Below are 15442 nucleotides of genomic sequence, written 5' to 3' on the forward strand. Positions count from 1 at the left end.
TTGACCCAGATCATGGGGCATATGGCGCAATCGCGATATGCTGGGGCAATACGCCAAGCGTAAGCCCTGAAGGAGCAGACAATGCGTGCGTCCTCAAATCCCCTGCGGGACATGAAGCCCGGGAAAGTCCTTGACGACCCCACCCGGATCCGGCCCGATGCGGCCCTTGCCCAAGAGGTGTTGCCCGCGTTTCAGAAGGTGGTGCGCGCCCGGCGCGCGATCCGCGTGTTCGACGGCGCGCCGATCCCGGACGAGGTGATGCGGGACTGCCTGGCCGATGCGCTGCTGGCCCCGAGCGCGTCCAACCTGCAGACCTATGAGCTTTACTGGGTGCGCGACGCGGCCAGGAGGGATGCGATGGTGCCGCTCTGTCTGGACCAGCCCCCGGCGCAGAGCGCGGGCGAGATGGTCGTTGTCGTGTCGCGCGTCGATCTGTGGGCGCGCAACCTTGCCATGCTGAAGAACCAGATCACCAAGGATGGTACGCAGCCCCTGGAAGGGCCGCTTGCGGAATATTACGACCGGATCGTGCCGATGCTGATGCGGACGGATGCGTTTGGGGTGCAGAACCTGATCCGCCGGGTGGCGTTCTGGCTCAGGGGGTTGCGCGGGGCGACCGTGCGGGGGCCGGTGAGCCGGGCGGATCACCGGATTTACGGGCATATCCAGTCGACGCTTGCCGCGCAGACGCTGATGCTGTCGCTCGCGGCGCATGGCTATGACAGCTGTCCGATGACCGGGATCGACAGCAAGGGGATCGGGCAGGTTCTGGGCCTGCCTGCATCGGCCGAGGTCACGATGGTCATCGCGGCGGGCCGGGGCATGCCGGAGGGGCTTTATGGCAAGCGCCTGCGACTGCCATTCGATGCGCTTGTAAGAGAGATCTGACGCGGGCGGCACGGGGTCTTTGCCGCCGGATCGGAGCCCGGGACGCCGAGTTGACGCCCGTGCACCGGAAATTGCAGGGACCCTTTGGCTGATTTCCGATCAAGCGGAAAAAACCGGCTTCTCAACACGCGGTTGGCGTGCTTAACTCTGCGAATAGAAAAAATAAATGGGAGGAGCCGATGGCACAGGTCAGCATGACCGTGAACGGCAAAGCCGCGTCTGGCCAGATTGAAGGCCGCACGCTGCTCAGCGATTTCTTGAGAGAGACCCTGGAACTGACCGGCACGCATGTCGGCTGTGACACCAGCCAGTGCGGGGCTTGTGTGGTGCATGTGAACGGCAAGGCGGTGAAGTCCTGCACGATGTTCGCCGCCGAGGCCGAGGGCGCCGAGGTGACCACGATCGAGGGCATGGCCAGTCCGGATGGGTCGCTGGGGGCGATTCAGCAGGCGTTCCAGGATCATCACGGGCTGCAATGCGGCTTTTGCACACCGGGCATGGTGATGTCGGCGGCGGCCTTGCTGAGCGAAAACCCGAAGCCCACCGAGGCGGAGGTGCGCGATTATCTCGAAGGCAATATCTGCCGCTGCACCGGCTATCACAACATCGTCAAGGCGATCCTGGCGGCAAGCGGTCAGGACGTGAGCGCGATTGCAGCGGAATAAATGAGCGGCGCTGCTCGTCGCGCTCTTGCGTGCGCGCCTCGCGAGGCCGGCACGAAAGAGCCGGATGAGCGGCACCGGCAACGGATTTTAGGGAGAAGAACATGCCAGCAGATGGAGGCATCGGCGCCAGCCCGAAACGGCGCGAGGATATCCGGTTTCTGACCGGGACCGGGAACTATACCGACGACATCAACATGCGTGGACAGGCCTATGTGCATTTCCTGCGCTCGGATGTGGCCCATGGGCGGATCAATTCGATCGACACCTCCGCCGCCGAGGCGATGCCGGGGGTGCTGAAGATCTACACCGGCGACAATTTCCGCGACGCGGGGTCGATCCCCTGCGGATGGCAGGTGACCGACCGCTTCGGTGAGCCCATGAAAGAACCGCGCCACCCGATCCTGGCAGAGGACAAGGTGCGCCATGTGGGCGATCCGATCTGTGCCATTGTCGCCGAGAGCCGCGAACAGGCGCGCGATGCCGCCGAGGCCATCGACCTCGACATCGAGGAACTGCCCGCGGTGGTGGACATGAAAGCCGCGCTGGAGCCCGGCGCGACGCTGGTGCATGACGACCTGGCGGACAACCTGTGCTTTGACTGGGGGTTTGTCGAGGAAAACAAGGAGGCCGTGGACGAAGCATTCCGCAATGCCGCCCATGTGACCAGTGTCGAGCTGATCAACAACCGGCTGGTGCCCAACCCGATGGAGCCGCGCGTGGCCATCGGCGACTATAACCGGGCCAGCGGTGACAGCACGCTCTACACCACTTCGCAGAACCCGCATGTGATCCGGCTGCTGATGGGCGCCTTCGTGCTGGGTATCCCCGAGCACAAGCTTCGCGTGGTGGCCCCGGATGTGGGCGGCGGGTTCGGCTCGAAAATCTATCACTATGCCGAGGAAGCCTTCTGTACCTATGCGGCGAAGGATCTGAACCGCCCGGTGAAATGGACCTGCTCGCGCTCGGAGGCGTTCCTCACGGACGCGCAGGCGCGCGACCATGTGACCAAGATCGAGCTGGCGCTGGACGCGGAGAACAACTTCACCGCGATCCGCACCGATACTTACGCGAATATGGGTGCCTATCTGAGCACCTTCGCGCCGTCGATCCCGACCTGGCTGCACGGTACATTGATGGCTGGCAACTATAAGACCCCGCTCATCTATGTGAACGTGAAGGCGGTCTTTACCAACACGGTGCCGGTCGATGCCTATCGCGGGGCCGGGCGGCCCGAGGCGACCTATCAGCTGGAGCGCGTGATCGACAAGGCCGCGCGTGAGCTGGGCGTCGATCCGATTGCGCTGCGCCGTCAGAATTTCGTGACCGAGTTCCCCTATGCCACCCCGGTGGCCGTGGAATACGATTCGGGCGATTTCCACCGGCTGATGGACAAGCTGGAGAGCCGCGCCGATTTCCCCGGCTTCGAGGCACGCCGTGAGGCCAGCCGCGCCAAGGGCAAGCTGCGGGGCCTTGGCATCAACTGTTTCATCGAGGCCTGCGGCATCGCGCCGTCGAACCTGGTGGGTCAGCTTGGTGCGCGCGCGGGGCTTTATGAAAGCGCCACGGTGCGGGTCAACGCCACGGGCGGCATCACCGTCATGACCGGCAGTCACAGCCACGGGCAGGGGCACGAAACCGTGTTCCCGCAGGTGGTGGCCGATATGCTGGGGATCGACCCGTCCATGATCGAGATCGAACATGGCGACACGGCCAACACACCGATGGGCATGGGCACCTATGGCTCGCGCTCCATCGCGGTGGGCGGATCGGCCATGGTGCGCGCCACCGAGAAGATCATCGCCAAGGCCAAGAAGATCGCCGCGCACCTGATGGAGGCCTCGGAGGCCGATATCGAGCTGAAGGACGGGCAGTTCTCTGTCGCGGGCACCGACAAGTCGGTCGCCTGGGGCGATGTGACCCTGGCCGCCTATGTGCCGCATAACTACCCGCTGGAAGAGGTCGAGCCGGGGCTGGAGGAAACCGCCTTCTACGACCCCAACAACTTCACCTATCCCGCGGGCGCCTATGCCTGCGAGGTCGAAGTGGACCCCGACACCGGCAAGGTCACGATCGAGCGCTTCACCACTGCCGATGATTTCGGCAATGTGATCAACCCGATGATCGTGGACGGGCAGGTGCATGGGGGCCTTACGCAAGGCATCGGGCAGGCGCTTTTGGAAAACTGCGTTTATGACAAGAACGGTCAGCTTCTATCGGCATCCTACATGGATTACGCCATGCCGCGCGCCGACGATGTGCCGTTCTTCTCGATCGACCATTCCAACGGCACGCCCTGTACGCACAACCCCCTGGGGGTGAAAGGCTGTGGTGAGGCGGGGGCCATCGGCTCGACGCCCACGGTGGTCAACGCGGTGGTGGATGCGCTGAAGTCGGGTGGCTTTGCCGTGGATCACGTCGATATGCCGGTGACGCCGCATAATGTCTGGAAAGCCATGCAAAATTCGGGGCAAGGGTAAGGAGAGAAACGATGTATGCATTTGATATCGAACGCCCGAGCACCGTGGCCGATGCGGTCAAGCTTCTGAGCGATAGTGTGGAAAGCCAGCCTCTGGGTGGGGGACAAACCCTGATCCCGACGCTGAAACAGCGCCTGGCCAGCCCCGAGCGGCTGGTGAGTCTGGGCGGCATCGACGAGATTCGCGGCATCTGTCAGGACGATGCGGGCCGGATCTGTATCGGCGGGGCGACAACCCATGCCGAGGTGGCCGCAGGCGCCGGGGCTTTCCCGGCGCTGGCGGGGCTTGCGGGCAATATCGGCGATCCGGCGGTGCGCAACCGCGGGACGATCGGCGGAAGCCTGGCCAATAACGACCCGTCGGCCTGCTACCCCGCCGCCGTTCTGGGCGCGGGGGCGACAGTGGTCACCAACACGCGCGAGATCGCGGCGGATGACTATTTCCAGGGCATGTTCACCACGGCGCTCGACGAGGGCGAGATCATCACCGAGGTGAAATTCCCCGTACCGGAACGGGCCGCCTACATGAAGTTCGAGCAACCCGCCTCGCGCTTTGCGCTGGTGGGGGTCTTTGTCGCCAAAACCGCCGATGGTGTGCGCGTGGCGGTGACCGGGGCGTCGGAAGAGGGCGTGTTCCGCTGGGCCGAGGCCGAAGCGGCGCTGAACGGTGATTTTTCCGCGTCGGCGCTGGAGGGTATGAGCCCGGGCGCGGATGGGATGATCTCGGACCTGCACGGCTCATCCGAATACCGCGCGCATCTGGTGGGCGTGATGACCCGCCGGGCGGTGGCCGCCGCCTGAGCGAACTCAGGTCAAAAAGACAAAAGCGCGCGGCTCCTGATCGGGCCGCGCGCCTTGGTATTCCGGGGAGCGCCTCCGGCGGGAGTATTTTCGGAACAATGAATGGCAGGGCGCGCCTGGGCTTTCATTGTTCTTCAAATACTCAACTCCGATCGAAGGAGCAGGCTCAGGCGGTGTCGAGTTTGCGCAGGCGTTTGAAGAGGCTCGAGGTGTCCCAGCGACCGCCGCCCATTTTCTGCACGTCCTTGTAGAACTGATCGACCAGGGCCGTGACGGGCAGGGAGGCGCCGTTCTCATTTGCCGTGGACAGGCAGATGCCCAGATCCTTGCGCATCCAGTCCACCGCAAAGCCATAGTCGAAATGGTCGTCGAGCATGGTCTCATAGCGGTTCGACATCTGCCAGCTGCCGGCCGCGCCCTGGCTGATCACCGACACCACGTCGCGCCCGTCGAGCCCGGCTTTCTCGGCGAAGTGCAGCGCCTCTGACAGGCCCTGGACCAGCCCGGCGATAGCGATCTGGTTGCACATCTTGGTCAGCTGGCCCGCGCCGCTTTCGCCGATGCGGCGGCACATCTTGGCATAGATGTTCATGATCGGCTCGGCGGCGGCGTAGGCGTCTTCGTCACCGCCGCACATGATTCCGAGCTGGCCGTTTTCCGCGCCGGCCTGGCCACCGGAAATCGGCGCATCGACAAAGTTCAGACCGGCCGATTTGGAGGCGGCGTAAAGCTCGCGCGTGACCTTTTCGGATACGGTTGTGTGATCGACGAAGATCGCCCCTGCCGCCATGCCGGCGAAGGCGCCGTCATCGCCAAGGCAGACCGAGCGCAGGTCATCGTCATTGCCGACACAGGCCATGACGAAATCCGCGCCCTCGGCGGCCTCGCGCGGGGTGAGGGCGTGGCGGCCGCCGTGTTCAGCCACCCAGGCCTCGGCTTTGGCGGCGGTGCGGTTATAGACACAGACCTCATGCCCCGCGGCCTGAAGGTGCCCCGCCATGGGGTAGCCCATCACGCCCAAGCCCAGAAATGCCAGTTTTGCCATTGTGCCGTCTCCTTGCCATTGTCTCGCTCCGGTTTTCTGACTATCGACACGACAGGATGCAAGGGAAAAGGGACGCCGGACGCGGATGGCGGGGCTGTTCAGATGGCTGATACGGGCGACTGGCGGGTTGATCCTGCTGGCGGTTGCGGCCGTGTGCGCGGTCTATTTCCTGCTTTCGCGCTCGTTGCCGGACTATTCCAAGACGCTGGCGGTTGAGGGCATCTCGGCGCAGGTGGAGATTATCCGCAACAATTCCAACGTGCCGCATATCTTCGGGCAGGCGGATGAGGATGTCTTTTTCGGCCTGGGCTATGTGCATGCGCAGGACCGGCTGTGGCAGATGGTGATGCTGCGCCGCACGGTGCAGGGGCGGCTGTCGGAGGTGTTCGGCGCCCGCACGATCGAGATCGACAAGGTGCTGCGGCGGCTGGATATGTACGGGCTGGCGCGGCAGTCGGTGGCGGTGCAGGACGCACGCACGATGGCGGCGCTCGAGGCCTATGCGGCGGGTATCAACGCGCGGCTCAAGGAGATCAACGACGAGGCCCTCGGGCGTGGCGCACCCGAGATGTTTCTGTTCAACACGCCGATCGCGCCCTGGCAACCCGCGGATTCGATTGCGATCATCAAGCTGATGGCGGTGCAACTCTCGGGGCATCTTGAGCACGAGGTTTTGCGCGCGCGCACATCGCTGGCGGTGCCCGATCCGGCCCGGTTGGCCGATATCCTGCCCGATGCGCCGGGCAGCGGCATCGCGGCGCTGTCGGATTACGCCAGCCTCATGGACGCGCCGATGGGTCGTCAGGTGGCAAGCGCAGAGCCGTCGGGCGAGCCATTGTCGCCGTTCAAGCGACGCGCCTTCGCGGGGGCGTCCAACGCCTGGGCGGCGGCGCCCAAACGGTCGGCCTCGGGTGGCACGCTGCTGGCCAATGATCCCCATCTCGGGTTTTCGGCCCCGGCAATCTGGTATCTGGCGCGTATGGAATTGCAGAGCGGCGGGATCATCGGGGGCACGATCCCCGGCGTGCCCGCGGTGATGGTCGGGCGCAGTGCGAAACTTGGCTGGGGGATCACCTCGTCCTATCTGGACGACCAGGACGTGTTCATGGAAGAGCTGAACGCGGCCAACCCCGAAGAATACCGCACGCCGGACGGCTTCAAACCTTTTGTCACGCGCAAGTCGATCATCGAGATCAAGGACCAGAACCCGGTCACGCTGACGCTGCGGTGGTCCGACAACGGTCCGATCCTGCCGGGCTCGCACTATGATCTGGCCGAGGTGACCCCGGCAGGCCATGTGGCGGCACTGAACTGGACAGCGCTGAACCCGGAGGACACGACCATGTCCGCGGCGATCGGGCTGATGTATGCCGACAGCGTGGCGGAGGCGCTGGCCAGTGCCGAGCAATACATCGCGCCTTCGCAGAACCTGACGGTGGTGGATCAGGACACGATCGCGATGAAGCTGATCGGGGCGATGCCGCGCCGCGATGCCCGCCACCAGACCGAAGGGCGGATGCCCAGCCTGGGCTGGCGCGAGGAAAACCGCTGGCAGGGCCTTTTGGCCTATTCGGCGAACCCGGAATTCGTGGCGCCCGTGGGCGGTTTGCTGGGCAACACCAATAACAAGACCGTGGACCGGCCCTTTCCGCTGCATGTGAGCCATGTCTGGGGTGACACCCAGCGGGTGAATCGCTGGCGGCGGCTGATGCAGATCCGACAGGTGCATACGCGCGACAGCTTCATCGAGGCGCAGCTTGACACGGTCAGCTTCACGGCGCGGTCGCTTTTGCCGCTGATCGGGGCCGAGCTGTGGTTCACCGGGGAGGCGGCCCCCGATGGCACGCCCGAGAGGCTGCGGCAGCGGGCGCTGGTGCTGCTTTCGGAGTGGAACGGCGAGATGAACGAGCATCTGCCCGAGCCGCTGATCTATGCCGCCTGGCTCAGGGCGTTGCAGGATCGTCTGATCCGCGACGATATCGGCCCGCTGGCGAATGAGTTCGATCATGTGAATCCTCTGTTCATCGAGAGGGTGTTCCGCGATGTCGATGGAGCGTCGGCCTGGTGCGACATCAGGCAATCCTCGCCGGTCGAGAGTTGTGTCGATATTGCGCGGCTGGCGCTGGACGATGCGTTGGTCTGGATCGAGGAACGCTATGGCACAGCCTTGGAAAGCCTGCGCTGGGGCGATGCGCATCAGGCGACGCATGATCATCAGGTCCTGGGCGAAGTGCCGGTGCTACGGTATTTCGTGAATATCCGGCAGAGCACGAGCGGAGGCGACAACACGCTGCTGCGCGGGCGCACGAGGGGCGGGCAGGGGCCGAACCCGTTCGAGAACGTCCATGGCGCAGGCTATCGCGGGGTCTATGATTTTGCTGATCCGGACAGTTCGGTCTTTGTCATCTCGACCGGGCAATCGGGGCATTTCCTGAGCCGTCATTACGATGACATGGCGCAGCTCTGGCGGCGCGGGGAATACATTCCGATGTCGCTCGACCGGGATCTGGCGCGGGCGGCGGCGGTCGGGGTGACCGTGCTCAGACCCGTGGGCGAATGAGCGGCACGAGCCAGCCGCACACAGGTCTGGCCCATGTCCTTGACCGCCATTGTCCAGCAAAGTCGGGGCCGACAGCGCTGACCGCAGTCTTGCCCGTCGGCGGGCCTTGCCGAGTAAAGACAAAGGGCTTGCCCCGGCAGGCATAAATCATGTTATCGTTGCGTATTCCGTGACTTGAGGGGGGCAAGGCGCGTGTTTGATCATTTTGATACAAAGCATTCATCTGAAACCGCACAATTGGCCGATCTCTACGATCTTGTTGTCGTGGGGGCGGGCGTGGCGGGGCTGAACGCGCTTTATGCCGCGACAGAGTATCTGCCCAAGGGCGCACGGGTGCTTTTGATAGATCAGAAGGACATGGCGGGTGGCATGTGGAATGTCGCCTATGATTACGTGCGGCTGCACCAGCCACATCCCATGTTCACCGTGGGCGACCTGAAATGGGGATGGAACAAGCCCCCGTCCTACCTGGCAAAACGCGACGAGGTGCGCGACCACCTGGCCAGCGCTCTGGCCCCGATTGCCGACAGGGTACAGCTTGACCTGCGGTTCGGCCATACGGTGACGGGGTGTGAGGATATGCGCGCCGAGGACGGGTATCGCGCGGCGGTGACGTTTCATGCCAATGGCGACGCAGAGGAGAGCGTGACGGTTCAGGCCACGCGTGCCATTCATGCGCCGGGCCTCGATTACCGCCTTGCCGAACCGCTTGTCTTTTCCAACGGACATGTGATCTCGATCCTGCCGCAGGATCTGCTTGAGACGCTGGCGGCACATCCCGGCCGCCCGGTTTACGTGGTCGGCGGCGGCAAGACGGGGATGGACACGATCCTTGCCACGCTGGCGGAAAACCCCGAGCGGGAGGTGACGCTGATCAACGGGCGCGGGACGAATTTTCTCAACCGGACCAAGTATTTGCCGAATGGGTTGAAGCGCTGGACCTCGGGAATGCTGATTTCGCGTCTGTTCCGCGATCTGGCGCTGACTTTCGACGGGCTGAACGAGGACCATCTGATCGACCATTTCCGCCGCCAGCATTCGAGCGATCCCGACAGCGCCAACGGCGTGTTCCTCTACGGCCTGCAATCCGAGGAGGAGCGCGCGCGGATAGAGGCGGGGCTGGCGCAGCGCCATGACGGCTATCTTGAGGATGTCGAGGGGCCTGCTGAGGCGCCGGTGATGCGGCTGCGCGGCGGGCAGAGGGTGGATGTGCCTGCGGGCAGTATCTTTGTGAATTGCACGGGCTCTTTCTTTCGGTCGCCCGAGAAGGCCCATGTGCACCCGTTTCTGTCACCGCAGGGCACGGTGATGAGCATCAATGCGCGGGACGGGTTTCATTTTCTGACCAGCGTGGCGGGATTTTTTGCAACTCATCTGCTCTATCGCGGGCAACTTGCCAATGCGGGGTTTTACACCCTTGATCTGGAAGAGCTGTTTCGGCGGAACAGGAATGCATGGGTCGGCGCATCGTCGGCGCAGGCCTATATGAATCAGGTGATCGCGGTGCAGATATTGCCGATGATGCTGCTGGATCGCTGTGCGCTGGACTTTGACCGCTGGTATCCGCTGCCGCGGCGGATTGCCGGGCTGATCCGGATGAAATCCACCGCCCAGGCGGATATCGCACATTGTCGCGGCGTGCTAGAGCGGGTGGCGGACCGGTTCGAGGTCCGCTGCGCCCCCGTGTGAGGGGGCGCAGGGACAAGGATCAGGCGTTGGCTTCGCGGATCTTGTCAGCGGCGTCCTTGTCATAGGCGACGCCGTTTTCGTCAAAGAGGGTGTCCAGCTCCCCGGAGAGGGTCATCTCGGTGATGATATCGCAGCCACCGACAAACTCACCCTTGACGTAAAGCTGGGGGATGGTGGGCCAGTCGGAATAGTCCTTGATGCCCTGACGGATCGCGTCATCGGTCAGCACGTTCACATCGGCATAGTCCACACCCATGAAGTTGAGCACGCCCGCCACGCGGGAGGAAAACCCGCATTGCGGCATGGATTTGGTGCCTTTCATGTAAAGCACCACATCGTTGGCTTTGACGGTTTCTTCGATCTGGGTCTTGGCGTCGGTCATGATATTGGTCCTTACGTATTCGCGCGTCGGGGGTCAGTCGGGGGCCTTGGTGGTCAGCGCCAGGGCGTGCAAATCGCCATTGGGGCCGTCCATCTTTCCCTTCAGGGCGGCATAGACGGCGCGCTGCTGCTGCACCCGGTTCATGCCGCGAAAGCTCTCGTCGATCACCTCGGCAGAGAAATGCACACCATCGTCGCCTTCCACGGTGATCTTGGCATCGGGCAGGGCGGCGCGGATCAGGTCTTCGATTTCCTGGGCGTGCATGGGCATGGCAGCTCTCTCTTCAAGGGTCTTGCCCTGTGATGTAGACCGCACGGGCCATTGGTGCAAGATGTGCGCAATTGGCATCGTCCATTTTCCGGTCCGACCCGGCTGCGGTCAGGCCGGAAAGGCCGTGCGGCGCTGATACTCAGCTGTCGAAAATCTCGGCAAACCGACCGCGGAAGAGCGCGGAAAGCTCGGACAGATGGGCGGATTGCCCGCCGAAGCCGACCGTGTCGCCGGTGAAGCGCCCGACGCTCTGGATCGGTACACCGGCCTGACCTGCGGCGACCATGAGCGCTTCGGCGGCATCCATGTTGCAGGCGATGAGGTAACGTCCCTGATCTTCGCCGAAAAGCTCGGCGGTGTCGGCTGTGTCGAGCTCGACACCGACGCCTGCGGCCTCGGCCATCTCGAACGCCGCCAGCGCCAGACCGCCATCGGAGAGATCGGTACAGGCGCGGATGAGCGCGTGATTGGTGCGGATAAATTCGCCGTGGCGCTTCTCGGCCTCCAGGTCGACCGGCGGCGCGTCGCCTTCGTTACGACCCAGATGCTCGGCCAGAAGGGCAGACTGGCCCAGATGGCCCGCCGTTTCCCCCACCAGCAACGCCACATGCCCGTCGCGGGCCTGGCCGGTGATCGCCTGATCGGCATGGGCCACAAGCCCCACCGCGCCGATGGTGGGCGTGGGCAGGATCGCCGCCCCGTCGGTTTCGTTATAGAGCGAGACATTGCCCGACACGATGGGCATGTCGAGGGCCGCCACAGCAGCACCGATGCCTTTGATCGCGCCGACGAACTGACCCATGATCTCGGGCTTCTCGGGATTGCCGAAATTGAGGTTGTCGGTGGTGGCCAGCGGCTTGGCCCCGAGGGCACTGAGGTTGCGATAGGCCTCGGCCACGGCCTGTTTGCCACCCTCGACCGGGTTGGCCTTGACGTAGCGCGGGGTCACGTCCGAGGTGAAGGCCAAGAGCTTGTCCGTGCCATGCACGCGGATCAGCCCGGCACCTTGCCCCGGCGTGCGGGCGCTGTCGGCCATGACCATCGTGTCGTACTGTTCCCAGACCCATTGGCGGGAAGAATAATTGGCCGAGCCGATAAGCGCGCGCAGCCCCTCGATCGGGTCCACGGCAGGCACGCTTGACGGGTCGAGCGGGGCCGCGGGCACGGGCTCGTTCCAGGGGCGGTCATATTCGGGGGCGCTGCCCGAGAGCGTGGCGAGCGGCAGGTCGGCCTTGACCTCGTTACCATGCAGGATCAGGAAGCGGTCTTCAGCGATCGTCTCGCCCACGATGGCGAAATCGAGATCCCATTTTTCAAACACGGCGCGGGCTTCGGCCTCAAGCTCGGGCTTGAGCACCATGAGCATGCGTTCCTGGCTTTCGGAGAGCATCATTTCATAGGCGGTCATGCCCTCTTCGCGCTGGGGCACGTCGTCAAGCTGAAGCTTCACGCCCAGGCCGCCCTTGTCGCCCATCTCCACGGCGGAGCAGGTGAGGCCAGCCGCCCCCATGTCCTGGATCGAGATCACGGCGCCGGTCTGCATCAGCTCCAGCGTGGCCTCCATCAGGCGCTTTTCGGTAAAGGGGTCGCCGACCTGCACGGTGGGGCGTTTTTCCTCGATGCTTTCATCGAATTCGGCCGAGGCCATAGTGGCCCCGCCAACGCCGTCGCGGCCCGTCTTGGCCCCGAGATAGACGACCGGCATGCCCACGCCGGACGCGGCGGAGTAGAAGATCTTGTCACTGTCGGCGAGACCGGCGGCAAAGGCGTTCACCAGGCAGTTGCCGTTATAGGCGGGGTCAAACCGGACCTCACCGCCCGCGCAGGGCACGCCGAAGCTGTTGCCATAGCCGCCGATGCCCTCGACCACGCCATGCACAAGCTGGCGGGTCTTGTGGTGGCCGGGTTCACCGAAGCTGAGCGAGTTCATCGAGGCGATGGGCCGCGCGCCCATGGTGAAGACGTCACGCAGGATGCCGCCCACGCCGGTGGCCGCCCCCTGATAGGGCTCGATATAGGAAGGGTGGTTGTGGCTCTCCATCTTGAAGATCACGGCCTGCCCGTCGCCGATATCCACCACGCCGGCATTCTCGCCGGGGCCGCAGATCACTTGCGGGCCGTCGGTGGGCAGGGTGCGCAGCCATTTCTTGGAGGATTTGTAGGAGCAATGCTCGTTCCACATGGCCGAAAAGATGCCGAGCTCGGTGAATGTCGGCTCGCGTCCGATGATCTCGAGAATGCGCTCGTATTCGTCGGGCTTGAGCCCATGCGCGTCGATCAATTCGGGCGTGATGGCCGGTTCCTGCATCTGGCTGCTCCCCTCGTGGCGTGCGTGGGTGCTCTTTAGGCGATTGTCTGGCCTTGTGGAAGGGGGAGGAACGCCTCCGGCGGGAGTATTTTTGGAACGCTGAAAGCGGGGGCGGGGGATTTCCCTCTTGACCCGCAGAGGTGAAAGGCATTGGGTCGCACCAGACATCAGGGAGGGGCGCATGCATATCTTATCCAATCCATGGCGCGGGGCCGGTCTGACCGATCCGTCTTTTGACGGGGTGCCGGGGCCGAGTGTGGATGCGGACGCGCCGCGCCGCCTTCTGGGGCAATGCCCGGCGGCAGGGCCGACGCCGCTGGTGGAAGCCGAAGGGTTTGGCGCACGGACCTGGGTGAAGGACGAACGCGGGCGCATGGGGCTGGGCAGTTTCAAGGCGCTGGGGGCGGCCTATGTGATCGCCCATCAGGCGGTGGAGACAGGCGCCGGGGACCTGGCGACCGCGCTTTCGGGGCGGACATATGTGACCGCGAGTGCGGGCAATCACGGCATGTCGGTGGCGGCGGGCGCACGGGTGTTCGGCGCACGGGCGGTGGTCTATCTGGCCGAGACGGTGCCGGAGGATTTTGCCCGGCGGCTGCGCGAGAAGGGCGCCGAGGTCGTGCGCGAGGGGGCCGAGTACGAGGCCAGCATGGCGGCGGCGGCAAAGGCGGCGGTGGACAATGGCTGGACGCTGTTATCAGACAGTTCCTGGCCCGGCTATTTCGAACTGCCGCACCGGCTGATGGAGGGCTATCTCGCCATGGCGGCAGAGGCGGCGGAGCAGATGCCCGAGCCGCCCACGCATATCTATCTTCAGGCCGGTGTGGGCGGGCTGGCCGGGGCCTGCGCGGCCTATTTCCGGAAGGTCTGGGGCGACGCGCCGCAGATCATCGTGGTGGAACCCGAGGCCGCCCCGGCGCTGCAGGCGAGCATTGAAGCGGGCAAGGCGGTGGTCACGGAAGGGCCGGTGTCGAATATGGGGCGGCTAGATTGCAAGGAGCCGTCGCTGATCGCTCTGAAGGGGCTGGCGCAGGATGCCGATGCCTTCGTGACGATCACGGAGGCGGAGGCGTCGGAGGTGCTGCCCTTGCTGGCAGAGCGCGGGCTTGCGACGTCGGAATCCGGCGGCGCGGGGCTGGCGGCGCACAGGATCATCAAGATCGATCCCGACGCCCGCGTGCTGTGCATTCTCAGCGAAGGCGCGGACGCATGATGCGCGGCTTTCCCGAGGCGGAGTTCCGGGCCCGCACAAGAGCCGCACAGGCACGCATGGCCGAGGAAGGCCTGGGCGCGCTGTGGCTCACAACCGAGGTGGATGTGCGCTATTTCACCGGGTTTCTGACGCGGTTCTGGGAAAGCCCGAGCCGCCCCTGGCACCTGATCGTGCCTGCAGAGGGCAAGCCGATCGCGGTGATCCCGTCGATCGGGGCCTACCTGATGGGCACCACCTGGGTGGAGGATATCCGCACCTGGTCCGCGCCCAACCTGGCCGATGACGGGGTGAGCCTTCTGGCCGAGACGCTGACGGATGTGGGCGGGCCGGTGGGGGTGCCGTCGGGATATGAGACGCATCTGCGCATGCCGCTTGCCGATTTCGAACGCGTAAAGGCGATGAGTGGGATCAAGATAACGGATGATGCCGGGATCGTGGCCGACCTGCGGGCGATCAAATCCGAGGCGGAGATCGAAAAGATCACCCATACCTGCGCCATCGCGGGCCGGGCCTTTGCGCGCATGGGCGAGATCGCGGGCGAGGGTGTCGCTCTGTCCCAGGTGTTCCGCGATTTTCAGCGGCTCTTGCTGGAGGAGGGGGCCGACTGGGTGCCATATATGTCCGGCGGGGCCGAACAGGATGGCTATGGCGATGTGATCTCGCTCGCCAAGGATGCGCCGCTGGAGGCGGGCGACGTGATGATGGTGGACACGGGCGCGATCTGGGACGGGTATTTCAACGATTACGACCGCAACTTTGCAATCACGCGCGCCTCGGACGCGGCGAAGGCGGCGCATGCGCGGCTGATCGAGGCCACCGACGCGGCATTCCGGATTGCCCGGCCCGGAGCGCGGGCCTGTGATCTGTGGAAGGCGATGGCCGATATTGTGGGCGGCGGCGAGGAGGCCGGGCGGCTGGGCCATGCGCTGGGGATGCAACTGACCGAAGGGCTGTCGTTGACGCCGCGGGATGAGACGGTGCTGCGCCCCGGCATGGTGATCACGCTGGAGCCGGGCACTGAAGTGGTTCCGGGCAAGATCATGGTGCATGAGGAAAACATCGTGATCACCGAGGGCGCGCCAAGGGCGATCTCGCCGTTTTCAGGCGCGGAACTGCCTGTGCTGTGAGGGCGTTGAGGGGCCGTG

12 protein-coding genes are annotated in these 15442 nt (G+C 64.5%); 8 read left to right on the top strand and 4 right to left on the bottom strand.

Annotated elements, in window-relative coordinates; genetic code table 11:
• Positions 1-81 precede the first annotated feature (81 nt).
• The 4 genes from EI983_RS07210 (at position 82) to EI983_RS07225 (ending at position 4830) form a co-directional block, all read left to right on the top strand.
• Positions 82-888 carry a nitroreductase family protein gene (locus EI983_RS07210; RefSeq protein WP_157706702.1) on the top strand — a complete coding sequence of 269 codons (807 nt, stop codon included), beginning with the start codon at positions 82-84 and terminating at the stop codon, positions 886-888.
• A gap of 179 nt (positions 889-1067) precedes the next feature.
• Positions 1068-1553 carry a (2Fe-2S)-binding protein gene (locus EI983_RS07215; protein WP_157706703.1) on the top strand — a complete coding sequence of 162 codons (486 nt, stop codon included), beginning with the start codon at positions 1068-1070 and terminating at the stop codon, positions 1551-1553.
• Positions 1554-1654: 101 nt separating this feature from the next.
• Entirely contained in the window at positions 1655-4030 is a 2376-nt protein-coding gene (locus EI983_RS07220; protein ID WP_157706704.1) for a xanthine dehydrogenase family protein molybdopterin-binding subunit, read from the top strand.
• An 11-nt stretch (positions 4031-4041) separates the two neighbouring features.
• On the top strand, positions 4042-4830 hold the full coding sequence (locus EI983_RS07225) for an FAD binding domain-containing protein (RefSeq protein WP_157706705.1): 789 nt from the start codon (positions 4042-4044) through the stop codon (positions 4828-4830).
• Between the two features lie 166 nt (positions 4831-4996).
• Here the strand turns inward: EI983_RS07225 and EI983_RS07230 are convergent, their stop codons facing one another.
• Positions 4997-5875, bottom strand: coding sequence for an NAD(P)-dependent oxidoreductase (locus EI983_RS07230; RefSeq protein WP_157706706.1), 879 nt, complete (start codon positions 5873-5875; stop codon positions 4997-4999).
• A gap of 85 nt (positions 5876-5960) precedes the next feature.
• On the opposite strand from EI983_RS07230, the gene EI983_RS07235 reads away from it, so the two are divergent.
• Both EI983_RS07235 and EI983_RS07240 read left to right on the top strand, forming a co-directional pair.
• On the top strand, positions 5961-8435 hold the full coding sequence (locus EI983_RS07235) for a penicillin acylase family protein (RefSeq protein ID WP_157706707.1): 2475 nt from the start codon (positions 5961-5963) through the stop codon (positions 8433-8435).
• Between the two features lie 192 nt (positions 8436-8627).
• Positions 8628-10124 carry an FAD-dependent oxidoreductase gene (locus EI983_RS07240; RefSeq protein ID WP_198389391.1) on the top strand — a complete coding sequence of 499 codons (1497 nt, stop codon included), beginning with the start codon at positions 8628-8630 and terminating at the stop codon, positions 10122-10124.
• A gap of 19 nt (positions 10125-10143) precedes the next feature.
• Here the strand turns inward: EI983_RS07240 and grxD are convergent, their stop codons facing one another.
• The 3 genes from grxD to purL all read right to left on the bottom strand — a co-directional run bounded on the left by grxD (position 10144) and on the right by purL (position 13084).
• A complete protein-coding gene (gene grxD / locus EI983_RS07245; protein WP_157706709.1) occupies positions 10144-10506 on the bottom strand; it encodes a Grx4 family monothiol glutaredoxin in 363 nt (120 codons plus the stop codon).
• Positions 10507-10539: 33 nt separating this feature from the next.
• A complete protein-coding gene (locus tag EI983_RS07250; RefSeq protein WP_157706710.1) occupies positions 10540-10776 on the bottom strand; it encodes a BolA family protein in 237 nt (78 codons plus the stop codon).
• Positions 10777-10915: 139 nt separating this feature from the next.
• Complete coding sequence (gene purL / locus EI983_RS07255; protein WP_157706711.1) at positions 10916-13084, bottom strand: phosphoribosylformylglycinamidine synthase subunit PurL; 2169 nt, start codon at positions 13082-13084, stop codon at positions 10916-10918.
• A gap of 181 nt (positions 13085-13265) precedes the next feature.
• On the opposite strand from purL, the gene EI983_RS07260 reads away from it, so the two are divergent.
• A complete protein-coding gene (locus EI983_RS07260; RefSeq protein ID WP_157706712.1) occupies positions 13266-14297 on the top strand; it encodes a pyridoxal-phosphate dependent enzyme in 1032 nt (343 codons plus the stop codon).
• Entirely contained in the window at positions 14294-15424 is a 1131-nt protein-coding gene (locus EI983_RS07265; protein ID WP_157706713.1) for a M24 family metallopeptidase, read from the top strand. Before EI983_RS07260 ends, EI983_RS07265 begins: the two co-directional genes overlap by 4 nt.
• The last annotated feature ends 18 nt before the right edge of the window (positions 15425-15442 follow it).

Source organism: Roseovarius faecimaris, assembly GCF_009762325.1.
Lineage (GTDB): Bacteria > Pseudomonadota > Alphaproteobacteria > Rhodobacterales > Rhodobacteraceae > Roseovarius > Roseovarius faecimaris.